Source organism: Microvirga alba (genome assembly GCF_015694465.1).
Lineage (GTDB): Bacteria > Pseudomonadota > Alphaproteobacteria > Rhizobiales > Beijerinckiaceae > Microvirga > Microvirga alba.
This window is the reverse complement of sequence record NZ_JADQDO010000013.1, coordinates 14,846-39,918: the sequence shown is the minus strand read 5'-3', so window position 1 is coordinate 39,918 and position 25,073 is coordinate 14,846. Positions and strand designations below refer to the sequence as shown.

Here is a 25,073-nt window from a genome sequence, read left to right as displayed (position 1 = left end):
GAGGATGGCGTCGACGGTGCGGACGGTATTCAAAACGTCTGGACGCAGCTTCAGGAGGCGCCATCTCAACGTGCTCCTGCTCGGTGGCGGATCGCTTTTCATTGTGATCCTCGCCACGCTCATCCTCCTGCCATCGTTCCTGCCGCTCAATCCGAATGCTTTAGACTACGCGGAGATCCTAACCGGACCCTCTGAAGCCCACCGCCTGGGCACCGATGCATTGGGGCGCGACCTCCTGGCACGAGTCGTCTATGGCGGGCACAATAGCCTCCTCATTGGCGTTTCGGTGATGGCCGTCACCGCCGTCGCGGGAACGGTGATCGGCCTATGCGCTGGAACCACGCCATGGCTCGACGGGCCGCTCATGCGGATCATGGACGTCATGATGGCATTCCCCGCGCTTCTTCTCGCGCTCGCGATTCTGGCGGCCCTCGGAAATACGGCGTTCAATGTCGTCCTTGCCTTGTCTCTCGTCTACATTCCGCGTACGGCGCGCATTGTCCGGGGCGAGGCATTGGTGCTGAGCAAGATGCCTTATGTGGAAGCTGCCGAGGCACTCGGAGCGTCGCGTTTGCGCATTTTGCTCCTGCATATTCTGCCTGGCGCCATTCCGGCTCTTGTCGTGCAAGAAACCTTCCTCTTTGCCTACGCCATTCTGGGCGAGGCGGGATTGAGTTTTGTCGGGTTGGGACTGCAACCGCCCAATCCGAGTTGGGGTAATATTCTGGGAGAAGCGCGAGCGAGCTTTCAGCAAGCGTCCTGGCTCGTGATCTATCCCGGCATGGCACTTGCCCTGACCGTGCTGTCCCTGAATCTCCTCGGAGACGGTCTCGGTCAATTTATCGATCCGAAGAGAAGGGCGCGATAGGCATGGGCTGCACCGTTCCCGTTCTTCTGACACGCATCATCGCCCGCCGAACGAAGGCGCGGAGCGGTGCGCCAATTGGATCAACGTCGGCGGTGCCCGTCTGGGCTCGCACCGTAATGAACGGCAAGCAGAGGGAGGCCGCGTCATGACATATAACGGAACGGTTTGGCTCCAGGGTGTGACGTCGGGCGAGAAACACGAGATCGGTCCACTGTTCTTTGATCCTGTTGACGGTGGGCAGCTCAGCGTGACGTTCGATTTGCAGGCCGTAGCGGAGCGGTTCGCAGACGAATGGAAGTCTGTCGGATCCATGTGGGACCGCTTTGGAGCTGTCCTTGCGCCGTTGGACCGGTCTCATGTCATTAGTCTGGGGGAGGGAAGTACACCCCTGGTGCGCAGCGAGCGGATCGCGAAGCGGTTGGGTCTGAAAAACCTCTTTTTCAAGCTGGAATCCTGTAATCCGACCGGGTCGTTCAAGGATCGGCAGATTTCGGTGGCGCTGAGCATGGGCCGTTCCTGGGGACGCACACGTTATGCGACAGTGTCGTCAGGCAATGTGGGCAATGCTCTTTCCGCCTATTGCGCAAAGGCGGGGTATGAAGCGTTCGTCTGGGTGTCGGACGACACTGCAGAATCGAAGCGCCAGCAGATCAGCGTCTATGGCGGACAGCTCTTTCTCGTACCTGCACCGGGTGAGGGTCGAGTCCGCGATCATTGGAACTTGTTCAGAGATCTCCAGGGGTTCTGCCTTGCCCGCAATATCGTGCCGATGATTTCGGCGCGACCGGTCAATCCGTTCATGGTTGAGGGGACCAAGACAATTGCGTTCGAAATCGCTGCGGAACTTAATCGTGTACCGGATGAGGTGTTCTGCTGCGTCGGCGGCGGCGGTTTGCTCGGCGGCATGCACAAGGGGTTCTCCGAGCTAGTCGGCCTTGGCCAATCGACGCATATGCCGCGAATTCACGGCGGACAACGCACTGACCGGAACTATGCGCCCATCGATAAAGTGACCCACCGACTTTATGTCGAAGGTGACTATTATCTACCGCTCGACGGGGAATGGGCCTGGAGCGCGATCCAGGACACGGGGGGCACCCTGCTGCCGGTCAGCAGCGACGAAATAGCCGAGGCGCAAGCCTGGCTCGCCAATCTGGAAGGCATTTTCGCCGAACCGCAGGGCGCCTATGCCACCGCCGCGCTCATACGCGCTGCGCGCAACGGCGAGGTCGATTCCGACGCGACGGTCACCTGCATCGTAACCGGCATCGGGCTCAAGGATATGACCGCTACAAAGCGCTTCGCCGAGTTCGAACCGCAGCGTGCGGCCATCACGGTGACGGGACTGGCTGATTCCTCACTCTGATCGGTTGCCTGTCCAAAACGAAGAACGGTCTTCTCCCTAATCCCAGAGGTGTACGACAATGACCATTCTAAAATCGACAACGCTCAGTTCCGTTATGATTTTGGCTTGTGCCGGGGCAGCATTTTCCGCCACCTGTGAAACGAAGGGCGGGAAGATCCAGGCCGCGATGACGGCGAATGCCTCTACGATGGACCCCATTCTCTCGACCACGAATGCGAGCCGTCAGATTGCGATCCATCTGTTCGAGTCCCTCGTCTCTCTCGATCAGAACTACAAGGTCATCCCTCAACTCGCGCAAGACTGGAAGCGTAGCGACGATGGCCTGACTTACATCTTTACTCTTCGAGATGGCGTGCAATTCCACAATGGAAAGGCACTCACGTCGGCCGACGTGGTGGCTTCTCTTAAGCGCTTCCTCAAGATATCCCCTGGCGCGAACCGTTTCCGCGCGGTCACCGACGTTGTGGCGGTTGACCCCAAGACGGTCAAAATCACGCTTTCCCAAGATTTTCCGCTCGTCACCAATCTGGCGATGCCGTCACCTGTGGTCGCCATTATTCCCGCTGAGATCGCAGAGAAGTATGGCGACAAGGAAGTCCGTGGCACTGACGTGATCGGCACGGGTCCGTTCCGGCTTGTCGATTGGCGACCGGACGTGGGCATCAAGATGGCGAAGTTTGAGAACTATGTCACTGATCAGCGCTTCGATGGCCCGACCGGTTTCGGAGGCGCCCGGACTGTGTGCGTAGACGAAGTAAACTTTCTGCCGATTTCGGAGGATGCCAGCCGCGTCGCCGGGTTACAGACGGGTGAACTCGATTTCGCGGAAGCAGTGCCTATCACTGCGGTGCCGCAGCTCGAAACCATCAAGACCATCAAGGTAGAGATCGTCAAACCACGCTGGGCCATAGTGCTGGAACTTGGGCACAAGAATCCGTTGATGGCGAGCTTGCCGTTCCGCAAGGCGCTGCTTTCAGCAATCAATGCCGAACAGGTCATGCGGGCCGCTGCGTTCGGGCGCCCCGACTATTTCCGGGTTCAACCGAGCATCTTCTTCCCTGAGCAGACGCAATGGCACTCCGAGGCTGGTTCGGAAGTCTACAACAAGCCGGACCTGAACAAGGTCAAGGCCTATCTCGCGGAGGCCGGCTATAAGAACGAGCCTGTCGTTTTCCTTACGAACCAGAACTACGCATGGATGTACAAGGCATCACAGGCAATAGCCGCGCAGTGGCAGCAGGCGGGGATCAACGTAAAGCTCGAACTGATGGACTGGCCGTCTCAGATAAAACGGGCGCAGACGAACAACGATTGGGCAATCAATCAAACCGGTTGGTCGCCGCGCTTTGATCCCTTCCAGCTCACCGATGGATTGCATTGCAAGGCAGTCTCGTCCTTCGGCTACTGCAACGAGAAAATGGAGCAGCTCCTCAAGACGATCAACTCGGGAGCGTCCGATGCAGAACGGCAGGCCGCTTGGACCGCAGCACAGAAGCTGACCTGGGATGATGTCGCGGTTTTGCGTATCGGAGATTACTTCGAGCCTGAGGCGACGCGCACGGCGCTAGGCGGTTACCAGCCATTCTATGTGACACCGCGTTTCTGGAACGTCACCAAGAAGGGCAACTGACGAGGTCTGTGCCATGATGAATCTGGTCTTGCGCAGGCTTGTTCTGTTCATCCCCATGTGGATCGCCGTCAGCGTGCTGTCCTTCGTGATCGTGCACGCGACGCCAGGGGATCCGGCTGCAAGCTTTGTGGGCCAGGACGCGGGTGCCGCGAGTCTTGACGTTGCTCATCGGCGTCTCGGTCTCGACCGCCCATACATGGAACAACTTTATCATTGGGTCGCCGGCTCCCTCACCGGCGACCTCGGTCAGTCCTATTTCCTCGGACGGAGCGTCGCAACGGCCATTCTTGAGCGCCTGCCGGTGACCTTTAGTTTGGGTATGCTCGCGCTTCTCGTGGGAGCCGTCGTCGGCATTCCTCTCGGCACTGTCGCGGCGCTGTCGCCGAACTCATGGAAGGACGCATCGACTATCGGCGTCTCTCTGACCTTTCTCAGCGTTCCGGAATTCGTCGTCGGAATGCTGCTCATCTACGTCCTCGGTGTCGAGTTGCGTTGGTTTCCGATCGGGCGCTACGCGCCTTTGAGTGACGGTGTCGGCTTGTGGCTTCATCATCTGGCGCTTCCAGCTCTCGCGCTAGGCCTCTCGCAATCGGCCTTGATCGCGCGCATGACGCGAGCGAGTTTGTTGCAAGTGCTCGGTGCGGACTATATCCGCACCGCCCGGGCCAAGGGCTTGCCGGAAAAGATCGTGATCGGTCGTCATGCTTTCCGCAATGCCATCATAACCATTGTCACAGTCATCGGCCTGTCGTTGGCGCTCCTTCTCAGCGGCGCCTTCATTACGGAAGCGTTATTCCAGTTGCCCGGCATCGGAAGCCTCGGGGTCTCGGCCGTTCTGCGCCGCGACTATCCGGTGATCCAGGGGCTCCTTCTCGTCTCGTCATCCTTCATTCTCATCGTCAACATCCTCGTGGACATTGTCTACGGACTCCTGAATCCGACCATCAGCGACCGCTGAACGGGCGGCAGGAGGCACATGAAAGAGGATCCGGCCGTGTCACAACCCGCGAGATACTGGATTCGTTCACCAACGATCTGGTGCGAAGAGCGAGGCCGCTTCGAGCCCGGCCTCATCCTCATCGGAGACGGCCAGATCCGGGCTATCGAACCAATCGCGACTGCCGTGCCGGCGGTAGATGCGGTGATTGATCTGTCAGGATCGTGGGTCCTGCCGGGCCTCATCAACACCCACGTCCATCTGGAATTCAGCGCGTCCAGTCAGCCACTGGCGGATTTCGAGGCCGAGACAGCGGAAGAACGGCTCTTGCGGGCAGCCGGAAATGCCCATCGCCTCCTGACCAGCGGCGTCACGACAGCCCGTGACTGCGGCTCGAGCTGGATCATGCTGGCGCTGGCCCGGCGACCGGATCTCAGCCCGGTGATGCTACCACGCTTGCTGTGCTCCGGGCCGCCGATCACGGTGCCGAAGGGGCATCTGCACTTCATGCATGGAGTGGTGCACGATCACGACGAAATCCGCGCGCATATCGACCGGCTGGAGGCAGAGGGCGGACGGAGCGTGAAGGTCATGGCGAGCGGCGGGCAAATGACGCCTGGCTCACTCCCGGAGGAAACAGTCTTCACGCAAGAGTCATTAAACCTGATCGCAGACGAGGCTCGTCGCAGGGGGCTTCCTAGCGTTTCTCACGTCCTGGCGACAGAGAGCATTCGCCGCTCCGCAATCGCCCGTTTTGACAGTCTTGAGCATTGCGCATTCTTTGAACGCGACGGGCAGGGTGTGATTGTCCGGATCTTCGATCCGGAGGTTGCTTCCGTGGTCCGGGATAGTGGCTCGGCGATGATGGCTAACCTGTCGACCGCGACGCGCTATCTCGATGGTCTGCGCGAGAGTGCGAACCGGACATCTGCGGAGTCCCATTCGCTTCGTCAGTTCGATATCATGGTCGAGAATTTCGGCAAGATGGTCGAACTCGGCATTCCGATGGTTTGCGGCAACGATGCCGGCGTGCGCGACACGCCATTCGAGGATACCTGGCTAGAGTTCGCCTGGCTCGTCAAAGGAGGCTTGCCGGCCGCCGACGCGATCCGAGCTGCGACCTCAGGAGCTGCGAAAGCCCTACTCATCGATGATAGCGTCGGCCGCATCGCGCGAGGCTACAGCGCGGATATCATTGCGGTCGCATCGGATCCTCTCGTCGACCCGATGGCGTTTCGGCATACGACCTTCGTGATGCGAGCCGGTGAAGTCATTCGACCATCCCCGTAACGATCCTTTCCGATGAGGCACCGATGAGCACACCTGTCATCGCGGTCAGCAATCTGAACACATCGTTTTGGATTGAGGGCAAATGGAGCCCCATCGTCCACGACATGACGTTCTCGATTGCGCCGAAGGAGACGCTGGCGATCGTCGGCGAGTCCGGATCGGGTAAGAGTGTGACTGCGCTGTCGATAATGCGGCTTCTTGGAGGGGAATTGGCTCGCGTCCAGGGGCAGGTCCTGTTGGGTGGACGCGACCTTCTCGGCCTGAGCCAGACGGAGATGCAGCAAGTTCGCGGCAACCAGATCGGGATGATTTTCCAGGAGCCGATGACCAGTCTCAACCCGGTTCTGACCATCGGATTTCAGATCGCCGAGGTGCTCATGCAGCATCGCGGCCTGTCCGCGGGCGCAGCAGAGGCGGAAGTAGTAAGGCTGCTGGACAAGGTACGCATTCCCATGGCCAGAGCACGCTTTCATGATTGCCCGCACCGATTTTCCGGCGGGATGCGTCAGCGCGTCATGATCGCGATGGCGCTTGCATGCAGGCCCAAGCTGCTGATCGCCGACGAGCCGACCACCGCACTTGATGTGACCATTCAGGCGCAGATTCTCGATCTCATTAAACAGCTGCAGGAGGAGGAAGGCATGTCCGTCCTCTTCATCACGCATGACATGGGCGTCGTTGCAGAAATCGCTGACAGGACCATTGTGATGTCCCAGGGGAGGGCTGTCGAAACCGGAGCGACGTCTGACGTGTTCGCCGGCCCGCAACATCCCTACACGCGCACGCTCCTGGCGGCAGTTCCGAAACTCGGCGCCCTGGGCGCAGGCCGCGGACCAAGGCGGTTTGCCGCTGTCAACCCCGAAACAGGGGAGACGAACGATGCCCAAGAAATGCCCAATACGGTCGCGCCGACGACGGTGCTCGAAGTAAAGAACCTCGTCGCGCGCTTCGATATCAGAAGCGGGTTTTTTAGAAGGATTACCAGTCGCGTTCACGCGGTTGAGGACGTCTCTTTCGCGCTCAAGGCAGGCGAGACCCTCGCACTTGTCGGAGAGTCCGGATGCGGCAAATCCACGACCGGGCGCTCAATCCTGCGTTTGATCGAGCCTGAGAGCGGATCGATCAAGATCGCCGGGCGAGAAATCCTGTCTGAGCCTAGGGGCCGGCTGCAAAGCATGCGCCGTCACGCGCAGATGATCTTCCAGGACCCCTTCGCGAGTCTCAACCCCCGCATGACCGTGGGAACCGCCATCGCCGAACCCTTGCATATTCACAACCAAGCGGCGCGGGCAAAGGAAAAGGTTGCTGATCTGTTGAGCCGGGTCGGGCTCAGCCCCGATATGTCACGCCGATTCCCCCACGAATTTTCGGGTGGGCAACGCCAGCGCATTTGCATCGCGCGGGCGCTTGCCCTTGAGCCGCAGTTGATTATCGCCGACGAGTCTGTCTCCGCACTCGATGTCTCGATCAAGGCGCAAGTGATCAATCTCATGTTGGATCTGCAAGCCAGCATGAAGTTAGCCTACCTGTTCATTTCCCACGATATGGCCGTTGTCGAGCGGGTGAGCCACCGTGTGGCGGTCATGTATCTGGGAGAGATCGTCGAGATCGGCCCGCGCGCTGCCGTATTTCAGAATCCACAACATGCCTACACGAAGAGATTACTTGCTGCCGTCCCCGTGCCAGATCCCTCGCGGCGAGGCGAACGACGCATGGGCGCCGTGGAAGAGATCAAGAGCCCGATACGGGCGATGGACTATGTGGCACCGAAGCGACAGTATCGCGTGGTATCGCCAGGCCACTTCGTACAGATCTGAGATGCGTCGCCCCTGCCATACCCGGTCATCGCCAGTATTGCGCCCCTGTTTTAAGGGTGAGACTCCCGCGCATCCGAGCCGAGCAGCCATTTCATCAGTTTTCCGTGTCTCCCAATCAACGCCAGTGAAGTAGTCGATCCCCGTCGATCCTGATTGCTCCACCGCGACAGTCATTCGTCCTCCGTCACGAAACAGTCGCCGCCATTAGGGGCCATGCCTAAGGTCCCGGGAAATCTCTCGGTGTCGGGTGACGCCTCCCGGACCGGAACAGGCCTGCCTGCATCTTGAGGTCAAACCTTTGGCTGGTCTCACTACGCAAAGATAAGTCTCCCGCGGTCGGTGCGGCGGACTTCGGCTCGATTTGAGGCGCCGTTAGGTAGCATATGACCAGCCTTTGTGAGCGTCTTCACGACAGATGTGGGCGAGGCAAAGCTTCCCTCAGAGGCATCCTCTAAGCCATTGATATGGCGTATCTGCTTGCGCATCCGTCCAAAACGTTATCGCCGCAACAAGGGGCGAAATCCTGCCGCAAATCAGAGCTGGTGAGTGAGCGTTCGATCTGGAGCACCGTCCGAATAGCAACAAAGAGCGGACATTCAGACGCTCACGCTCTTCGTCTCAGTTTGACCCAAAGGCGACCTTCCTGAGGCGGTGACCGAATAGCGGCTTTGCGCCTTCATTCCAGTCGTTTAGACTTCGAGTCGAAATACCCAAAAGCTGCCGTTCGCATCCAGCGGTGGACCTTCGTAACTTGGGTGGGTAGCGGGATCGACAACTACTTGCCTGCCGAGTGAAGGCTCGATCCGACGCGCGAATTTCGTTACGGCTGGCACTTGCGCATGGGTAAAGGCACAGACTTCCTCCGTCTAATCGCTACGATTGCTGATGGCGTCGTCTACTCCGATCAGGCCAAAAAGCTGGACGCGGCCTCAACGGAAAGGCCACTCCTCAAACGACGAAGCCAGCTCCGGATCAAGTAAGGCGCACTTCCCGCGCCGGGATGATCGAAATCGACGTTCGCGCCTAGTCTGCCGGCTTCTGGGCCCGCGCCCTCACGTATTCTTTATACCCTTCGATAGCGACTGCCTTGGTCAAAGGGTCTGCCTGGGGGTCCATCATGACGCCGATCAGCCCGTCCACCAGAGGGTTGGGCGGAGCCACTTCGACGCCAGCCTTGGCGACCCCAAAGCGCCACAGCTTGCACATGCCAACGAGCTCGCCACCCTTGGGTGACAGAGGCTTTACGGCATCGCCATACCACCGGATATGATCATCGTAGTCGTCAAAGTGCGGATGGACGATGATGTAGTGCTGTGACTGATCAGGAAATGACTTCCGGTTGGGATCGACGCGGATTTCATCTTCGCCCTTCGCGATGTTGCAGTCCTTGCATGACGCCGCCAGATTGCGCGGCTCAAACATGAAGCGCGGCGCGAGACTCTTGGCGATGATGTGCTCGCCATCCCAGACCGCCTTGTTGTTAGTCGGATACTCGCGGTTGCAATAGCAGCACCGACGGTTCTGTTCCGCGATGTAGTGGTCCTTGATCTCCGCACGAACCGGGTCGATGACGGGATCGTTCCAGTAGTTGTGGTCCTTCTGCGCAGGCTCGCGTGCGTTGAAAGTATCGACCACAGCCTGGCACGCGGCGCCATATTGAACGGGAGTCATGACTGCGCCTCAGTCCCTGCGTCCCGCGCAGCGTCTTCAACGTTTTTGATCAGCTCGGCTGCCGGATCACTCGGCTCCAGCTCGGTCGCGAATTTGCGCAGGTCTGCAAGCGCTTCCCCAAACGCCTTCGAATTCACATCCCCATTTGCGATCATGCGCAGCGCAGTGACGATCCGGTCCCGGACGTGGAGATTGTTTGGCGTCGGCGCACCGAACACTTCGGCGAGGAGATAGTCTGCCGACTGTCCCTGCAGTTCCTTGGTGGATGGCAGCTTTTCCTGGTCGAGCGAGATGACTTCGGCGTGCACAGGCAGCTCGGAGATCACCATGGGCGAGTGCGTGGCCACCACGAAATGACAGCCATGGTACCGGGCGAAAGTGCGCAGCAGCAGATCGATGTACTTCACCTGCCACTCAGGATGCAGGCTGAGTTCTGGCTCGTCGATGAGCACCAGACTGCCGTTCTCGATGACCGAGGTGAGCGCGATCAGCGCAGAGACCATGCTCAGCTGACCGGAGCTTGCCTGAAGCAGGTCTGTCGGGCCGCCATCCTTGAGCTCAACACCAACGCCAGACACACTCAGGAAACCTGCGCGGCGCAGCGGCTGCAGGTCAAGAAACAGCGGGTCCTGAAATCCGGATTCTAGGTCTGCGCGCGTTTCGATCCGGTTACGGACAACCTTGTCGAGGGCAAGGTTTGCCAGCCCTCGAAGGGTGGATGACGGAATTTCGCTTCGAACGATGTCTTCGAGCAGACGCCTCTGCGTATAGGATGCCGTGTCGGCGGTGTAAGGATCGAGCCCGCCCGCGATCTCGCGGAGTAACGACCTTTCCCTGAAGCGGTAGATGACGTTGATCATCGGTCGCATGCCGAGGAATTCGAACACAGCGCCGATGTTGCTCAGCCGGAGGGCACTGTTGTCTGTTGTATCGAACAGGCTGCTTAAGGAGCGGAACAGGAGCGTCCGGATCGATGCCTTCCCGAAATTGTCCCGCAGTCCGAGGTAGTGATACATCGATGATGCGGCATCGACCTGCACCACCGATCGGGGGATGGTTCGGGGCAGCGGGAACTTGTCGAACGGGCTGATGGTCAGCGCGACGATGCGTTTGGGCAGAGGAAGGTCTTCAGGAGCAACTTCGCGATCGTTGACCTGGATGCTGATCGAACGATGCCCCCTCTGCATGATCGTGCAGTGATAGCCATCCACGCGATAGACCAGCAGGTCCAGTGGCAGGCCGCCCTTGATCTCTTTTCGCGTGCCCTGCTGCAGTTCCTCAAGGCGCAGGAACGTCTGAACGATGGCGCTCAGGAGATGGGATTTGCCGGTACCGTTTTTGCCGATGACGGCCGTCAGATGTTCGTGCTGTTCGCCATCGGCGTGGGGTATGCGGCTGAACACGGCGTGGGGATTGATATAGGGGCGGTCCTTGCGTCGCCATGGAATCTCAACGCGCACATCGGCAGTGCGCGCTTCCAGTAACTGAAAGTCATTTTCGGCGTACATAAACCCTTCCCCCATTATGCCTTTTGGCAATTCTTGAGCGTTTTGTGCGCCGTGTCGAGAGTGATTACGGACAGGCGATTTTTATCTGCTTAGCGCCCTCATTTCAGTCGCTCAGACGCGATCGGTGATCTCCCAAAACTGCCATCGCAAAGGCAACCTGAATGCGTGGTTAGATGGCGGACTAATTTCCGTGCATGGCGATTGCGCCTTCTGGACATGATGCCGAGGCTACGCAAAGCTATCATTTCTGACGGGGGGCGACGTGATAACTGAGAAACAAAGTGCAGTAAGGGAAATCCATCTTCTCACAACCGATGTCCTGCTCTCGGAGCTGGTGAATGGATGTGAGGTCTCACTGGGCGGAGAGAAGCGACTTGGAATCGTTTCATCAGATGCCAGGGCCATGCTCGATTGGTACCGTCGAAACCCAAACAAATGGGCCGCGAACCTGAATGGCGACGATGTGGAGGCCCTTATAGATCTTGTAGGGTCAGAGCCGGCGAGCGTTGTTACGACTGGTGGGACCAACAATGCTCCGTCGGGAAGTCGATTGCGCCTTCTCAAACTCAGGGCCCATCGGTTCGCCGGCCTGCATCTCTACGGGAAAACCAGCGAACCGCCCGATATCTTCGAGTTCGCGCCCGGCAAGCCGATCACACTGTTCGAGGGCGCAAACGGTTCGGGGAAAACCTCCATAGCCAATGCGATCGTCTGGTGCCTGACCGGTCAGTTGATCCGATCCCAGCGTGCCCCGGAGCAAGGACCGGTAGAATTTCCCTGCGAGGTCTCGCATTCGGATGGAAGATCGACCAAGCATCCTATGTCGGCGATCACGCCACTTCCTCACGCGCACAGCGATCTGCCCGTCGATGGGGCACCGATACCCGCAGACGGCTGGGTCGAACTGACCTTCTGCGACGCCCAGGGCAATACGCTCCCGCCTATTCTGCGGCGGCAGGAGCGAACGCCCAGGGGAAGGATCGTTGAAGTCGCACCAGACTTCTCAGGTATCGACCTCGATCCCATAGCCTGGCGGATCGCCACGACGATGCCTGCACTGCTGCCATTCCTCTCAGTGGGCTCAGCGTCGCAACTGGGGGAGGCGGTTGCTAGACTGACGGGGCTTGCCGATCTGGTCGATCTGGCCAAGCACGCGGACAAGGTCTCCGATCGCATCACCACAAGGACCGTGAAGGAACTGAACTCGAAACTGGACCAAGCCGTCCGGCAGTACCAGGAACAGTCCAGCGACCTGCTAGCCATTGTCGATGCGCATTCCGACATGGCGATCGAAGGTGGTCTACCAACCGCCGAAGCGGCAGAAGCGAAGGATAGGCTGGACGCGATATCCAACGGTTTCGCCGCTCTCAAGACGACCCGCCTTGCCGCTGCGCGCGAGGTGCTCGGCGAGACGTTCGATTCTGAGAGCAAGCAAGCGCGCGACGGTCTCGAACGAAGCGTGCGGCCTGCGATCGAGCAGATCAAACAACTGGCCGGCTTGCCTGCGATAGCTCGCTTGCTCGCCCTAAAGGTCGATCAGGGCCAGACAGCAAAGGTGGTCGAGCTCATCGGCGCGGTTGAAGCTGAAGCAGCAACCTTGAACGAACTCGCGAGCAGCCCGGATCTGGCGCGCCGTGCCCAGTTGTATGCGCGTGTGTCTGCATGGATGCACGATCACGACGAGGCCCACGGAAACAACTGCCCGATCTGCATCCGATCGCTTGAGGGCGCCGTCGACCCCGTCACCGGTCGTGGGGTTACCGATCATTTGACGGAAGCAGCCAAGGACCGAGAAACCGTTGCGAGGACCATCGCGGAGTGGTCGAGCCTTTGGCTCGGCAGACTGGTGCGCGAATTGCCGGAGAGCATCGGCACCGAAGCTCGGCGAGATTTGCCATCGTCCCCGGTCAGTTTATTGCGTGAGGGCTTCCTGAAAGAACTGTTCGAAACCGAGTCGATGTCAGGGACGCTTGCTCCACTGTCCTCCGATGCAGCCGACCTGTTCGACAAGCACGCAGCGACGCTCCCCGCATTCGACGAGCCTACCGCCTTCAAACTTCCAGAACAGCTATCCGCTGCCAAGGCGCTGGAACAAATGGTCGCTCGGATCAACCGTGCACTCGCATTCGCCGAGTGGCGGGAGACGAACTCCGCTAGGCTTCGGAAGCTCTCGCATATATTCCAGAAAGGTGAAGACGGATCCGAGGATGCTGATCGCGCTATTTCCAGGCGGCTCGCAGCGCTGTTGGCGATTGTGGAGGGCGCAACCCCGCTGAACAGTGCGATCGACCTCGTCGGCCGCATGCTGCGCAGCAAGGGCGAGCATGTCCAAACGAAAACTCGCATCGAAGCGTGCGGCAAGGCCAGGGAGGCCCTCGCGGTCATCGTGCCGCTCGGCGGGCTCGCGCAGACCCAAGTGGATGCACTTCGAACCAAGCTTCACCGGCGTTCGGAGCATTGGCGGAAGGAAATGTTCCGCAACGCCACCGAGTTCGCTCCGGAGCTGACAAACACCGGAATGGACGCCAAGGGCATTCTGGAACTGAGGGTCGGTCGGCAGGGAGTGGAAGCGCCGGCCCAACACATCTCGAACGCCTCAGCTCTCCGAGGCGCCTTGCTTGGCTTCTTCCTCGCCTTTCGCGAGCACGTCCTGGCGACGCGCGGAGGTCTGGAGCTGCTGGTCCTGGATGATCCGCAGGAATTGCTCGACAACGATAATCGAGAGCGGCTGGCCCGAGGACTGAGCAAGGTCGCCCGGACCGGAGCACAGCTACTGGTGACAACCCATGATCGCAAGTTCGCTCGATCGGTCGTTGGGGAGAACAGGGCCGATGATGTCGTCGCGCATGTTTCCGTTCACCCTGTCAACGCCGTGCGCCCAACGCTGAGCCTATCGCCGGCGATAGAGGAGGTCGACCGCAAGCGTGAGGAGTTTTTCAAGAATCCCGATGACGCCATCCGCGCCCAGGACTATGCCTCGGCATTGCGAGTGTTCCTCGAAGGGCGGCTGGGGGATCTCTTCGATGAGCTCACTCATCCAGCATACTCTGCCGGCACCAAGGCCCTGACGCTGTTCCCTCTGGTGGATAAGCTCAAAGGGCTTGTCGCCACGGGCGAGGGAGAACTTTTCACGAATGCCACCGTAAGACGTTTCGCCGACAATCCGGCGCTCGGCGCTGGCGCAGAAGCGCGCCAGGTGCTCAATACATCCCACCACGACAAGTCCTCGATCACCTACATGGACGTGAAGAACGTCGCGCCGCAGTTCGCCCAATTGCGCAGCAGCATCGAAGATGTCCATCAGCAGTTCCGATACCATCGGTGGCGCGAACCACTCGCTCCCGATGCGCGCCCTGACAATGTTGTCGCATTGAAGCCGATGGCACGACCAAGCTTTGCCGTTCCTCTTTGCCCTGACATCGCTGCTTTCGTGGGAAAGTTGTCCGACGATGGTTCTCAGGATGTGGCGGAGGAACAGTTGATTGGAGAGTGGTTCGATTCCAAGTCGCTGTACTTCATTCGGGGAGAAACTCTCGGCTTCGCGATTCCTTCAGGTTCTGTCGCGATCGTGGAGTCGGAGCCCTATCCTGGGCGGGATCAGAATTTGGTCATCGCTCGTCCGAAAGGGCAGGTGCTGGCACGACGCCTTATCCGCGCGACGGGATCGACTGGAATATCGCTCGCCGCCCAGATGCCGGATCCCAGGCAATCGCGAAAGAGCCTGATATTCGACGAAAGCAAAATAAAGCTGCACCGGATCGTCGGAGTTATTTTTAGTACCATGCCGCCTCCTAAAGGAGGTGATGAGGCAACCGAGATCGGGGACGTGCCAGAACTGGCGAGGATCGCGATCGCCTATCGGGTGAAGGAAGACAGCGCAGTACCGCTGGCCCTTCCAGGGCAGATCGTACTGGGTGGCGATGAGCTACAACCGTCGGACCTCGACGCGTGTGAAGGACACTTGATTGCTGTGTCGCTTAGCATAGGTGCCAGTGTTTTCAAACGCGTGGGTGCAAGACTATCGGGGCGGCTCCGCCATCTTCGGCAGTTCGAGACGATCGGGGGACTAGGATCGTCGGTGCTCATCGCCACCGAACAGCTCGATCAAACTCCGGACGTCCCGATAATGACTTCAGCCAGGAAGATCATCGGCGTCCTCTACGACTGAAGCTTGGCAATGCCACTGAGCATCATCCTGATCGAGCGGCACCTCGTCGCTCGGTCTTAAGCAATGCAAGCAAATCCCTAGCGCCGACTTTAATACGCACGGCAAGTGACCATCTAGCCAGTTAGAAATGCGACGGTGGTGTTTTAGGCCGGCACAGTGCAGCTCACAGCCATTCATCTGAGACGAAATTCTGCGTTTTGCACGATGCTCCGAGCGTCTAGTATCCATCATAAGCCTTCCAGAAGCCGCCAGTCCGCTCCCGGCCCCAAAGCTGCCATTCGACGTGGGCGCTGCGAATGTCCGCGACGGGTGGTTAGCGGTCCTTCGGTTATTCGTCACTCCGACAAAGCGGCGCGCAGTTTATGCCCAACCTCACTTTTGCGTAATGTCGCCTCAAGCTATTCTGAATACCCTGCGGTGGAGATTTTGCAGCATGGCGAAGCTCGTCTTTGGAATGAACCAGTCCCTGGACGGCTACGTCGACCACCTAGAAATGCCGACAGGTCCCGCGCTCTTTCGTCACTGGATAGAGCAAGTGCGCGACCTGACGGGCAGTGTGTACGGTCGCCGCATGTACGAGATCATGCGTTATTGGGACGAAGACCGTCCTGAGTGGAGTGCGGAGCAACGCGAGTTCGCGGCGGCGTGGCGGCGCCAACCGAAGTGGGTCGTGTCGCGCTCGTCGAAGTCAGTCGGCCCCAACGCCACACTTGTCGAGGATGACATCGAGGCGGTGATACGTGGCCTGAGGGCTCGGCTCGTTGGGGAGATTGCAGTTTCCGGACCAGACTTGGCACGAAGCCTAACCGACCTTGGTCTTATTGATGAGTATCGCCTCTACCTCCACCCCGTCGTGCTCGGTCGCGGCAAGCCATTCTTCGCCGGCCACCGGCCACCGCTCCGCCTTGTGGCCAGCGATCTAATTGGCGAGGACGTGATCAGGTTGACGTACGTTCCTGCTTGATCGCGCGACGGACTGCGCCGATGCGTCAGGTTCGCTTTGGGTCGACAGCAGAAGAGCCATGGAGCAAGCTTAAATGGCGGCTCCTGGCGCTTTTCTGAAGTAATGCTTGGGTCCGCTCATAACGCAACGAGCGGACATTCCGAGTAAATCTCAAAGGTCGAGATCTGACCCAAAGCAGTCCTCGCGTCCTCGACAGTACGCTGGAAGATGGTTTTCAGCGTTAGCATGAGGGCCATCGAGAGGTTAGTAGTTGGGACTGTGGCTACACGAGACTGTCGGCTTCTCTGCTCTCAAGAATACGGGCGGTTCCTCGAAAACATCACCTCGTATTGCATCGCGCATTTCACCGAGATCCCAGTATATGCCTGTCATCAGGCGCAGCCCATCGCGAAGGATGTCCAACGGCAGGTGCTCGTCGGGACCGTGCTGCGAGCAGCCTGGATACGAGTGCGGTACCCAGATCGTCCGCAATCCGAGAACCTCGGCGAAAATGTCGTTCGGAAGCGTTCCGCCGAGGTTCGGCAAAATGACCGGCTTTCGCTGCGACGTACGCTCGATCGACCTGGCGGTAAACTGGACCCATTCATCTTCTGGATCGAGCCGTGTGGCGTGCGAAATCCCGTCCACGTCCGTCACAGCCACCATGTTAAAACCGTGGCGGTCGAGGTGACGGCGTAAAGCCGGCATGATGTCATCGGGGTTGATGCCGACAACGAAGCGCAGCTGACAGCGCGCCCAGGCGCGCGGCGGCACGGCGTTCACCGGAGTTGCAGGATCGCCGGCCTCCATGGCAAGCACGTCAAACGAGCACCAGCCAAATACCTGCTCTGCCCGGGAAAGCCCGGGCTCGCCCCAGTCTGGATCGATACTTGGCCCGTCAGACCCTCCATCCACCACGCATTCTGACAACGCACGGCGCACACTTGCGGGAATATCTCTCGGCACCCACGCATCGATCAGGATGCGCCCGGTCGGCGACACGATCGTGCTGATCGCATGCGCGAGCTGAATGGCCGGGTCCGAGAGCAAGCCGCCCCAATTGCCCGAATGATGGCCGCCACTGCGCGCATCGATCGTCAGGTCGAAAGTTGCAGCACCGCGTGTGCCTAGAAAAAGCGTCGGCAGCTCACGTGCGAGACGCGGTCCATCGGACGCGATGAGAGCGTCCGCCATAAACAGGCTTCTGTGCTGCGCACATAACTCACGCAATCCAGGCGAGCCGACCTCCTCACCCATCTCAATGAGAAACTTCGCGTTGAAGCCGAGCTTGCCGCGTGTTTCCAGAACGGATTTGAGGGCCGCTATATTGATTGCATGCTGCCCCTTGTTGTCGACGACGCCGCGACCGTAGCACTTCTCGTCGACTTCCGTCAGGACCCAGGGAGACAAGCCGGGTGTCCAGCTGGCATCCAGCCCCCGAACGACATCGCCATGACCATATCCGAGGATAGTCGGCAATTGGTCCCCTTCGATCCGCTCGGCAAACAGAAATGGCGCCTCTGCGGAAGGATGCGTCAACCGCGTGCAAGTGAAGCCAAGTTCCTCGAGCATGGGCCTGATCCCATTTGCGAGATACTCCTCCAAAACCTCACTCCGCCCCGGATTTTGGCTCTCTGTCGGCATCGCGATCAGGCGCGCAAGCCCGGTCTTGAATGTGCCGGAGTCAACCAAGTCCTCAGCATAGTGGATTGCGGATTCACGGGTCATGTCGAGAACGATTCCTTCTGCCGATCCCATGCATTTTGTATGTGCTTAACAATCAGTCTTTCGGCGATAGCGAATCACCGGCCCGATGATATCAATCAGCGGAACGCGTGTCCGCATTGAGCATGTCACCGAAAAACAGGGAGTTGTCACTGATGCATAAGGTGGAAGAGATTGAGATCCTCCAAGGCAGCTTTGGCACCAGCCGCCGCTTGCAGGTCCATCGCTTCGGTGATGAAACGGCAGGGCCTAAAGTCTACATCCAGGCGGCGCTACATGCGGACGAAACGCCCGCCATGCTGGCGGCGCATCATTTGCTGCAGCGCCTGATTGCTGCCGACAAAGCGGGAGAAGTGCTCGGACAGATCGTTGTCGTCCCGTTCGCCAATCCGATCGGATTGGGGCAACGGATGCTGAACATGCATATCGGACGCGGCGATCTCGGAGGTGGAGGGAATTTCAATCGGAACTTCCCGGACATCGCACCCGCGGTGATCGAGCGGCTCCAGGACCGGTTCGGATCCGATGCCGCCGAGAACGACCGGATCGTTCGCGGAGCCTTGCGGGACACAGTGGCCGACCTGAAGTCACATTCGGAACTCGCTGCACTTCGCATCAAGCTCCTGCAACTCGCCGTGGATGCGAATATCGTGCTGGATCTGCACTGCCATTTCGAGGGCATTACGTATCTGTATTGCAATGGCGCCGGCTGGCCGTCGGCGGAGGATCTTTCGGCGCAAGTTCAAAGTCACGCCTCGCTCATCGCTACCGGAGGAGGGGGCGGGAGCTTCGATGAGTCTTGCGAGCTGCCTTGGGTGCGCATCAAGGAGGCCTTCCCCGATGTTCCCCTCGATCACGGCTGTCTCTCGGTAACGTTGGAATATCGCGGTCAGGCCGATGTCACCGACGAATTCGCGGCCTTCGATGCGGATGCCTTGATAAAATTCATGCAGCGGCGTGGCGTTCTCGCGGGAGATCCAGGCCCTCTGCCGGACGCTTTGTGTCAAGGAACTCCTGTCGATGCCGTCGATCACGTACGGTCGCCCGTACCTGGCATCATCGTGCACAAGGTAGCCCTGGGCGATAAGGTCAAGGAAGGGCAGGTGGTGGCGGAAATCGTCTCACCGGATGCGCCGCTCGACGCTCCCCGCACAGTCCTGCGCGCACGCACCGATGGGATCGTTTTCGGCAGGCTGTTCTCGCGGATTGCCCGTCCTGGCACGGCCTTCCTGTCCATTGCCGGGACAGATCCCGCGAAGGTACCCGACAATCTGGGAGACCCCTATCCCTAGCATGGAATGGAGCCCCGCTTTCCGCGGGGCTCGCTTTTTTCAGATGCCCGCTTGCTCCTTGCACCAGCGGGCGATTTGTTCGTGGGTCGCGAACCAGCAGCTTCCCTTCGCTTTCATGTGAGCAATCAGGCGCCGTAAAATCCCGATCCGGCTGCGATGCCCGATGACATCGGGATGCATGGTGAGGACGTATAGGCCCTTCTCCTCCCATGCGCCGTCGAACTCCGCTTTGAAGATTTCCTCTACAGCCGAGGGAGCCGTGTAGGGGCGAAGCCCGGAGAAGCGCTCCATGACCATATAGACTGCATCGTCCCTGATCCATTCGGGCGGCAATTCGACAATCCCCGTCGGCTCGCCGTTGGAGAGAAGCTCGTAGGGATCATCGTCCGCCATAAGGCTCGAGTCGTACAGAAGCCCCATCTCTCGGATGATCTCCAAGGTGTTGGGCGAGAAATCCCAGCTGGCGGTGCGCATCCCGACGGGATCACGACCACTGATCTCGGACAACTTCTCCGCGGAACGGAAGCTGAGCTCGCGCTCCTTTTCATAAGGTAGAAGATTGTTGCGTTCGTGGATCCAGGAGTGGATGGCGATCTCATGACCTTCGCCCGCGACACCACGCACCTCGTCTGGATAAAGCATCGCCGAGACTGCTGGATAGAAGAAGGTTGCAGGGATCTCCTCTTTCTCGAGGATGGCGCGAATGCGGGGCACTCCGCGCCGTGAGCCGTATTGCCCCTGACTGATCATCATCGGGCTTTCGAGCCCATCGCGCAGCGGGATGGTATCGTGGTCCGCGTCGAAGGAAAGTGCGATGGCGCAACGGGCACCGTTTGGCCATTGCACGGGCGTCAAATCGCGGCCGGCACGGGCACGATTGACGATCCTGCGCCATGTAGGCTCCGGCCAATCATAGGGCTCTCCATTGGGATGCGGCTTACTGTCTGTCATCGAATCCTCTTGCTTCAGATCAACGCTCACAACGGCACTTCTAAGCCACCGTTTGCGAGGCCAGCGCATGCATGGCATCATTATTGTGTGAAAAAATTATACCCACTTTTTGGTACAATCATCTAACGTAAGGTCGCGGAGTCCAAGGGCAGAATCCAAGGTCTGCTGCATCTCCTGTAAACCGGAGTTGAATATACTACTCCTCCAACAATCTTTATTCTGGGTAGGATGTCATGAAGGATTCGAAGTTCATCAGGGCCGCAGCGCCCGTCCTTGCTCTCGTAGCGCTGCTCGGGCAGCCGGCTGCGGCCAAGGAGTGGACGCAGATTACCATTGGTGTCGAGGGAGCGTTTCCGCCCTACAACTCGACCACAGCGGACGGCAAGGTGGTAGGCTACGACATCGACGTCGCCAATGAGGTCTGCAAGCGCGCCAATCTCAAGTGCCAGATCGTGGCGCAGGATTGGGACAGTCAGGTGCCGGGCCTGGTCGCCGGTAAATTCGATGCCGTGCTGACGATGGGGCCGAACCCGAAGCGGCGCGAAGTTATGGATTTCACTCTCCCTTACGCGCGCACTTCAAATACCTTTGGCGTTCTCAAGTCCTCGCCTCTCGCCAAGCTCCCCAAGACAGGCGAGGCCATGTCGACGAACGAGAAGGCTAGCTGGGAACCGGTGTACAAGGACATCCAGACCGCTCTCAAGGGCAAGACGATCGGTGTGCCGCTGTCCACGAGCCAGCAGCAATTCATCGAGGAGACCTTCAAGGACACGGTCACTGTAAAGACCTACAAGTCTTCTGAGCAGCATACGCTGGATCTCCTCGCCGGCCGTGTCGATGCCGTGTTCGATAACATCGTCTATCTGCGGGATGCGGTTTCGCGCCCGGGCAATGAGGATGTCTCTATGGCCGGACCTCTCCTGACGGGCGGCATCATGGCAACCGACACCTGCATCGGTCTGCGCAAGGGCGAGGCCGACCTGAAGGCGAAGCTCGACCCTGCCATTCAGTCGATGATCGCCGACGGCACGATGAAGACCCTGTCTGAGAAGTGGTTCAAGTTCGACGTGAGCCCGAAATAATATCGCTTTGGACGAGAGGTTGCGGTGCAGCCTCTCGTCTTTTCATTTTGGGGAACGAACTTTGTTGGATACTAAATCGATCCGATGGAGACCGACGATCTAGCGGAATAGTCCTGAAGGTCTGCTACTGGCACGAAGCTGAAGTAGCGCCTTAGGGTTCGGACTCATAACCAGTAGCTGACGGTTGCTGCGATGCAGACGGCGGCGAGGAAGTTGACGGCGAGGCGGTCGTATCGCGTGGCGACGCGGCGGAAGTCTTTTAGGCGACAGAACATGCGCTCGATGGCGTTGCGGTCGCGGTAGAGGGTGGGCGAGAAGCAGTTCTTCCAGCGCCTATTCGCCTTGGGCGGGATGTTGGGCATCGTGCCGTTCTCCTCAATCTGCCGGCGAATGGCGTTACTGTCGTAGCCCTTGTCGCCATGGAGGACGCGCGCCGGCGGCATCTGCTTCAGCAGGGCCGATCCGGCCGTGCAATCAGCGACTTGTCCGCCGGTGAGCAGGAAGGCGATGGGCCGGCAGTCGCGATCGGCTAACGCGTGGATTTTGGTCGTGCGGCCGCCGCGCGAGCGGCCGATGGCTTGGCAGCGCTCCCCCCTTTTCCACCCGAGGCCGAGCGATGCGCCTTCACGGCGGAGGAATCGATGAGCACCTGGGCCGGAGGACCGCCGGCGCTTGCCAAGGCATGGAAGAGATCGACCCAGACACCTCTGGCGGCCCACCGGACATAGCGGTTGTAGAGCGTCTTGCGCGGCCCGTAGTCGGGCGGCGCATCGATCCAACGCCCGCCTGACTTCAGGACATGGACGATGCCGCTGATCACCCGGCGGTCGTCAACACGAGGCTTCCCGCGCGTATCCGTGGGCAAATGCGGCTCGATCCGCGCGAATTGCGCTTCTGTAAGCCAAAAACGGTCCCGATTCATCTTCGCTTCCTCCCGGAAGCCGTGAATCGTACCGACCCGGCGGCGCCAATCAGTTTATGGGTCCGGACCCTAGTCTGCTCGTCGGGCATAAGCGGACTGTGGCGGGGGCAGGGCGCGACTGCGGTTCCGCCCGGTCATAATGACGTCGCTTGCCTTCATCCTGGGCCTTTATCCGCTGGTGGTGGCGACTGGTGCGTCGGAGTTGGCTCGGCGCAATGTCGGAACGCCCGTGTTTGGCGGGATGATCCTCGCTTCTTTCGTCGGGATCTTCGCAATCCCACCGCTTTACGTGATGTTCCAGGCGCTTCGCGAGAAGGTGAAGGGAATTGGCGGCCTCAAGGTGGGGAAACCTACGGAGACGCCGCCGTCCGCGCACGGGATGGCCGAGCAGGATTTAGAGGAAAAGGTGGTCGCAAGAGCGCCGGATCGGGAATAGCTATCGACAGCGCCGGTAGATAGTCCCGGTCCTGTCCTGTTCATTGAAGTAGCGCGCAAGACCACCGTCAGGCGATGGTGACATGATCACCTTTACCTCGTTTGCGGCGATAGAATTCGCGCAGTGCATGTTGAGGGTCTGACGGTTTCCGCTCTCGGGTTGGACAGAGAGGATGCGGCAGGAGGCCTGGGGCGTCATCAGTCGGTTTCCGGACCCGACGAAGGCTGGCGCGAAAATATTCAGAGGTTTTTTGAACGAGGCGCTTCTCCCGCCGGGGGAATAGACGGCCTCGCAGGCGAGGCTCGGTTCCAGCCAGGCGCCTTGAAATGCGGAAAGGCTAAGTCTTGCGGCATGTCCGTCCGAAGCCAAGGACCACAGCGCGAGGCTGAATGCGACGAAACCGATCGTGACGCGAACGCTCATCGCGACCTCCTTTGACGCCGAGCGCCATCAGACATGTAGAGAGCGATGTTCGACGCTTGGAAGTGCGAGAGGCCATGCTCCCAAGCGCTCAGCGGTTAACTTATCAGAATTCCCAGGGTCCAGCATTAGAAACTCGGGGGATCAAAATGCCGTGCATTCCATCAGAGTGGTGGAGTGACTTTCCTTCCTCGGCTTCCGCGCCACATGCATGGAGATGAGAAGCGGCGCAGGACAATGGTGCCGGGCATGAGATGGATTTCGCTCTCGGTTGGCTCCCTCTCGCGAGATGCCGTATGATACCGGCCACGTGGATCCGCTGGGTGCCGGGGCTTGCCACGGTGCGTGAGTATAAGCTCGGCTGGCTCCCGCATGACATCTTTGCAGGTCTCGTCCTGACGACGATGCTGGTGCCCGTCGGGATTGCGTATGCGGTGGCTTCCGGCGTGCCCGGCATCTATGGCCTTTATGCAACAATTGTGCCGTTGCTCGTCTACGCGCTCTTCGGCCCCAGCCGTATTCTCGTTTTGGGCCCCGATTCATCGCTCGCTGCCATCATACTGGGCGTTGTTATGCCCCTGTCAGGCGGAGACCCGAACAGAGGGCTAGCCATCGCCAGCCTGATGGCGGTGGTCTCGGGGAGCGTGTGCGTTCTCGCGGGCGTCGCGCGCCTCGGCTTCATCACGGAACTGCTGTCGAAGCCCATTCGCTATGGCTACATGAACGGCATCGCGCTGACAGTTCTCATCAGCCAACTCCCGAAGCTCTTCGGGTTCTCGATCGAGAGTGACGGGCCTCTCAGGAATCTGTGGGCCATCGGCACCGCCATCGTCGCCGGCAAGACGAACTGGACCGCGCTCGCTATCGGAGCGGCGGCCCTCGCGGCGATCCTGCTTCTCAAGAAAGCGCCACGCGTGCCGGGCATCCTGATCGCGGTGGTAGCCGCAACGCTGGTCGTCAGCGTGCTCGATCTGTCTGCGCGCGCTGGGGTTGCAGTGCTCGGCCCACTCCCTCAGGGCCTGCCAGCCTTCTCAATCCCTTGGGTCACTTACACGGATCTCGCGCCCATCCTCATCGGTGGCGCTGCCGTCGCGCTCGTGTCCTTCGCCGACACGAGCGTTCTTTCGCGCGTCTATGCTGCCAGAACCGGTGTTGCTGTCGATCCGAACCAGGAGATGATTGGGCTCGGCGCTGCCAATTTGGCGGCTGGTTTCTTCCAGGGTTTCCCGATTAGCAGCAGTTCTTCCCGCACTCCAGTGGCGGAGGCAGCCGGCGCGCGCACACAACTGACCGGAGTTGTCGGTGCGATGGCAGTGGCAATCCTGCTGATCGCAGCCCCCAACCTTCTCCAGCATTTGCCTTCAACCGCGCTCGCAGCCGTGGTCATTGCGTCCGCTATTGGCCTCATCGAGATCGAAGGCCTCCTCCGCATCTATCGTATGCAGCCGTGGGAGTTCTGGCTGTCAATTGTGTGCTTCGTCGGTGTCGCCGTTCTAGGCGCCATCCCCGGCATCGGCCTTGCGGTCGGAATTGCCGTGATCGAATTCCTGTGGGACGGCTGGCGGCCGCATTCCGCGGTGTTGGGCCATGCGGAGGGCGTCATGGGTTTCCACGACCTCAAACGCTACCCTCACGCCCGGCAGATTCCTGGTCTCGTCCTGTTCCGGTGGGATGCGCCCCTGTTCTTTGCCAATGCCGAGTTCTTTCGCGAACGTGTCATGGAAGCGGCTGCGCAATCACCGACGCCGGTCCTTTGGCTCGTCGTTGCCGCGGAACCGGTCACCAGCGTGGATGTCACCGCCGCCGACACCCTCGCTGAGCTGAACGACGCCTTACACGCGGCCGGAATCGATTTGCTGTTCGCGGAACTCAAGGATCCCGTGAAGGATAAATTGCGGCGGTTCGGTCTGCTCTCCGAGCTTGGCGAGAACTCCTTCTTCCCAACCATTGATGCCGCCGTGAGCAGCTATCTCGAAACTCATTTGGTCGAGTGGCCCACGCCGGAGGAGAGGCACTCGTGACGAAACCGAGATCCAATCGAGCGCAA

General features: G+C 59.6%; 16 protein-coding genes and 1 pseudogene. 12 read left to right on the top strand and 5 right to left on the bottom strand.

Annotation, left to right across the window (positions count from 1 at the left end; translation table 11 throughout):
- Positions 1–70 precede the first annotated feature (70 nt).
- The 6 genes from I2H38_RS18850 to I2H38_RS18825 all read left to right on the top strand — a co-directional run bounded on the left by I2H38_RS18850 (position 71) and on the right by I2H38_RS18825 (position 7,908).
- The gene (locus tag I2H38_RS18850; RefSeq protein WP_196273419.1) at positions 71–868 is read left to right on the top strand and encodes an ABC transporter permease; all 798 of its coding nucleotides are present in this window, start codon (positions 71–73) and stop codon (positions 866–868) included.
- 145 nt (positions 869–1,013) lie between these two features.
- A complete protein-coding gene (locus tag I2H38_RS18845; protein ID WP_196273418.1) occupies positions 1,014–2,234 on the top strand; it encodes a threonine synthase in 1,221 nt (406 codons plus the stop codon).
- Positions 2,235–2,292: 58 nt separating this feature from the next.
- On the top strand, positions 2,293–3,864 hold the full coding sequence (locus I2H38_RS18840; RefSeq protein ID WP_196273417.1) for an ABC transporter substrate-binding protein: 1,572 nt from the start codon (positions 2,293–2,295) through the stop codon (positions 3,862–3,864).
- 13 nt (positions 3,865–3,877) lie between these two features.
- Positions 3,878–4,822, top strand: coding sequence for an ABC transporter permease (locus tag I2H38_RS18835; protein WP_196273416.1), 945 nt, complete (start codon positions 3,878–3,880; stop codon positions 4,820–4,822).
- 18 nt (positions 4,823–4,840) lie between these two features.
- Complete coding sequence (locus I2H38_RS18830) at positions 4,841–6,091, top strand: amidohydrolase family protein (protein ID WP_196273415.1); 1,251 nt, start codon at positions 4,841–4,843, stop codon at positions 6,089–6,091.
- 23 nt (positions 6,092–6,114) lie between these two features.
- Positions 6,115–7,908 (top strand): ABC transporter ATP-binding protein, encoded by a 1,794-nt coding sequence (locus I2H38_RS18825; protein ID WP_196273414.1) that lies wholly within the window; start codon positions 6,115–6,117, stop codon positions 7,906–7,908.
- 1,023 nt (positions 7,909–8,931) lie between these two features.
- On the opposite strand, the gene I2H38_RS18820 is transcribed toward I2H38_RS18825, so the two are convergent.
- Positions 8,932–9,579, bottom strand: a complete 648-nt coding sequence (locus I2H38_RS18820) for an HNH endonuclease (RefSeq protein ID WP_196273413.1) — start codon at positions 9,577–9,579, stop codon at positions 8,932–8,934.
- Positions 9,576–11,087, bottom strand: a complete 1,512-nt coding sequence (locus I2H38_RS18815; protein ID WP_196273412.1) for an AAA family ATPase — start codon at positions 11,085–11,087, stop codon at positions 9,576–9,578. Before I2H38_RS18815 ends, I2H38_RS18820 begins: the two co-directional genes overlap by 4 nt.
- Positions 11,088–11,490: 403 nt before the next feature.
- Here I2H38_RS18815 and I2H38_RS18810 point away from each other — a divergent pair, with 403 nt between their 5' ends.
- Both I2H38_RS18810 and I2H38_RS18805 read left to right on the top strand, forming a co-directional pair.
- The gene (locus I2H38_RS18810) at positions 11,491–15,255 is read left to right on the top strand and encodes an ATP-binding protein (RefSeq protein ID WP_229426805.1); all 3,765 of its coding nucleotides are present in this window, start codon (positions 11,491–11,493) and stop codon (positions 15,253–15,255) included.
- A 433-nt stretch (positions 15,256–15,688) separates the two neighbouring features.
- On the top strand, positions 15,689–16,219 hold the full coding sequence (locus I2H38_RS18805) for a dihydrofolate reductase family protein (RefSeq protein WP_196273411.1): 531 nt from the start codon (positions 15,689–15,691) through the stop codon (positions 16,217–16,219).
- Positions 16,220–16,462: 243 nt separating this feature from the next.
- Here I2H38_RS18805 and I2H38_RS18800 read toward each other — a convergent pair whose 3' ends face one another.
- Positions 16,463–17,926 (bottom strand): M20 family metallopeptidase, encoded by a 1,464-nt coding sequence (locus I2H38_RS18800; protein ID WP_196273410.1) that lies wholly within the window; start codon positions 17,924–17,926, stop codon positions 16,463–16,465.
- Between the two features lie 152 nt (positions 17,927–18,078).
- Here I2H38_RS18800 and I2H38_RS18795 point away from each other — a divergent pair, with 152 nt between their 5' ends.
- Positions 18,079–19,215 carry a succinylglutamate desuccinylase/aspartoacylase family protein gene (locus I2H38_RS18795; RefSeq protein ID WP_196273409.1) on the top strand — a complete coding sequence of 379 codons (1,137 nt, stop codon included), beginning with the start codon at positions 18,079–18,081 and terminating at the stop codon, positions 19,213–19,215.
- 39 nt (positions 19,216–19,254) lie between these two features.
- Here the strand turns inward: I2H38_RS18795 and I2H38_RS18790 are convergent, their stop codons facing one another.
- Complete coding sequence (locus tag I2H38_RS18790) at positions 19,255–20,166, bottom strand: polysaccharide deacetylase family protein (RefSeq protein ID WP_196273408.1); 912 nt, start codon at positions 20,164–20,166, stop codon at positions 19,255–19,257.
- Positions 20,167–20,399: 233 nt separating this feature from the next.
- On the opposite strand from I2H38_RS18790, the gene I2H38_RS18785 reads away from it, so the two are divergent.
- Positions 20,400–21,248, top strand: a complete 849-nt coding sequence (locus I2H38_RS18785; protein ID WP_196273407.1) for a transporter substrate-binding domain-containing protein — start codon at positions 20,400–20,402, stop codon at positions 21,246–21,248.
- A 164-nt stretch (positions 21,249–21,412) separates the two neighbouring features.
- On the opposite strand, the gene I2H38_RS18780 is transcribed toward I2H38_RS18785, so the two are convergent.
- Positions 21,413–22,170 (bottom strand): IS5 family transposase gene (locus I2H38_RS18780; protein WP_196273406.1). Its coding sequence is split into 2 segments (ribosomal slippage): positions 21,413–21,837 and positions 21,837–22,170, totalling 759 coding nucleotides; the frame shifts between segments, so codons are not numbered across the junction.
- A gap of 112 nt (positions 22,171–22,282) precedes the next feature.
- Here I2H38_RS18780 and I2H38_RS18775 point away from each other — a divergent pair.
- A pseudogene (locus I2H38_RS18775) lies at positions 22,283–22,606 on the top strand (efflux RND transporter permease subunit); the annotation flags it as partial.
- Between the two features lie 716 nt (positions 22,607–23,322).
- Positions 23,323–25,047 (top strand): SulP family inorganic anion transporter, encoded by a 1,725-nt coding sequence (locus tag I2H38_RS18770; RefSeq protein WP_210324871.1) that lies wholly within the window; start codon positions 23,323–23,325, stop codon positions 25,045–25,047.
- Positions 25,048–25,073 lie beyond the last annotated feature (26 nt).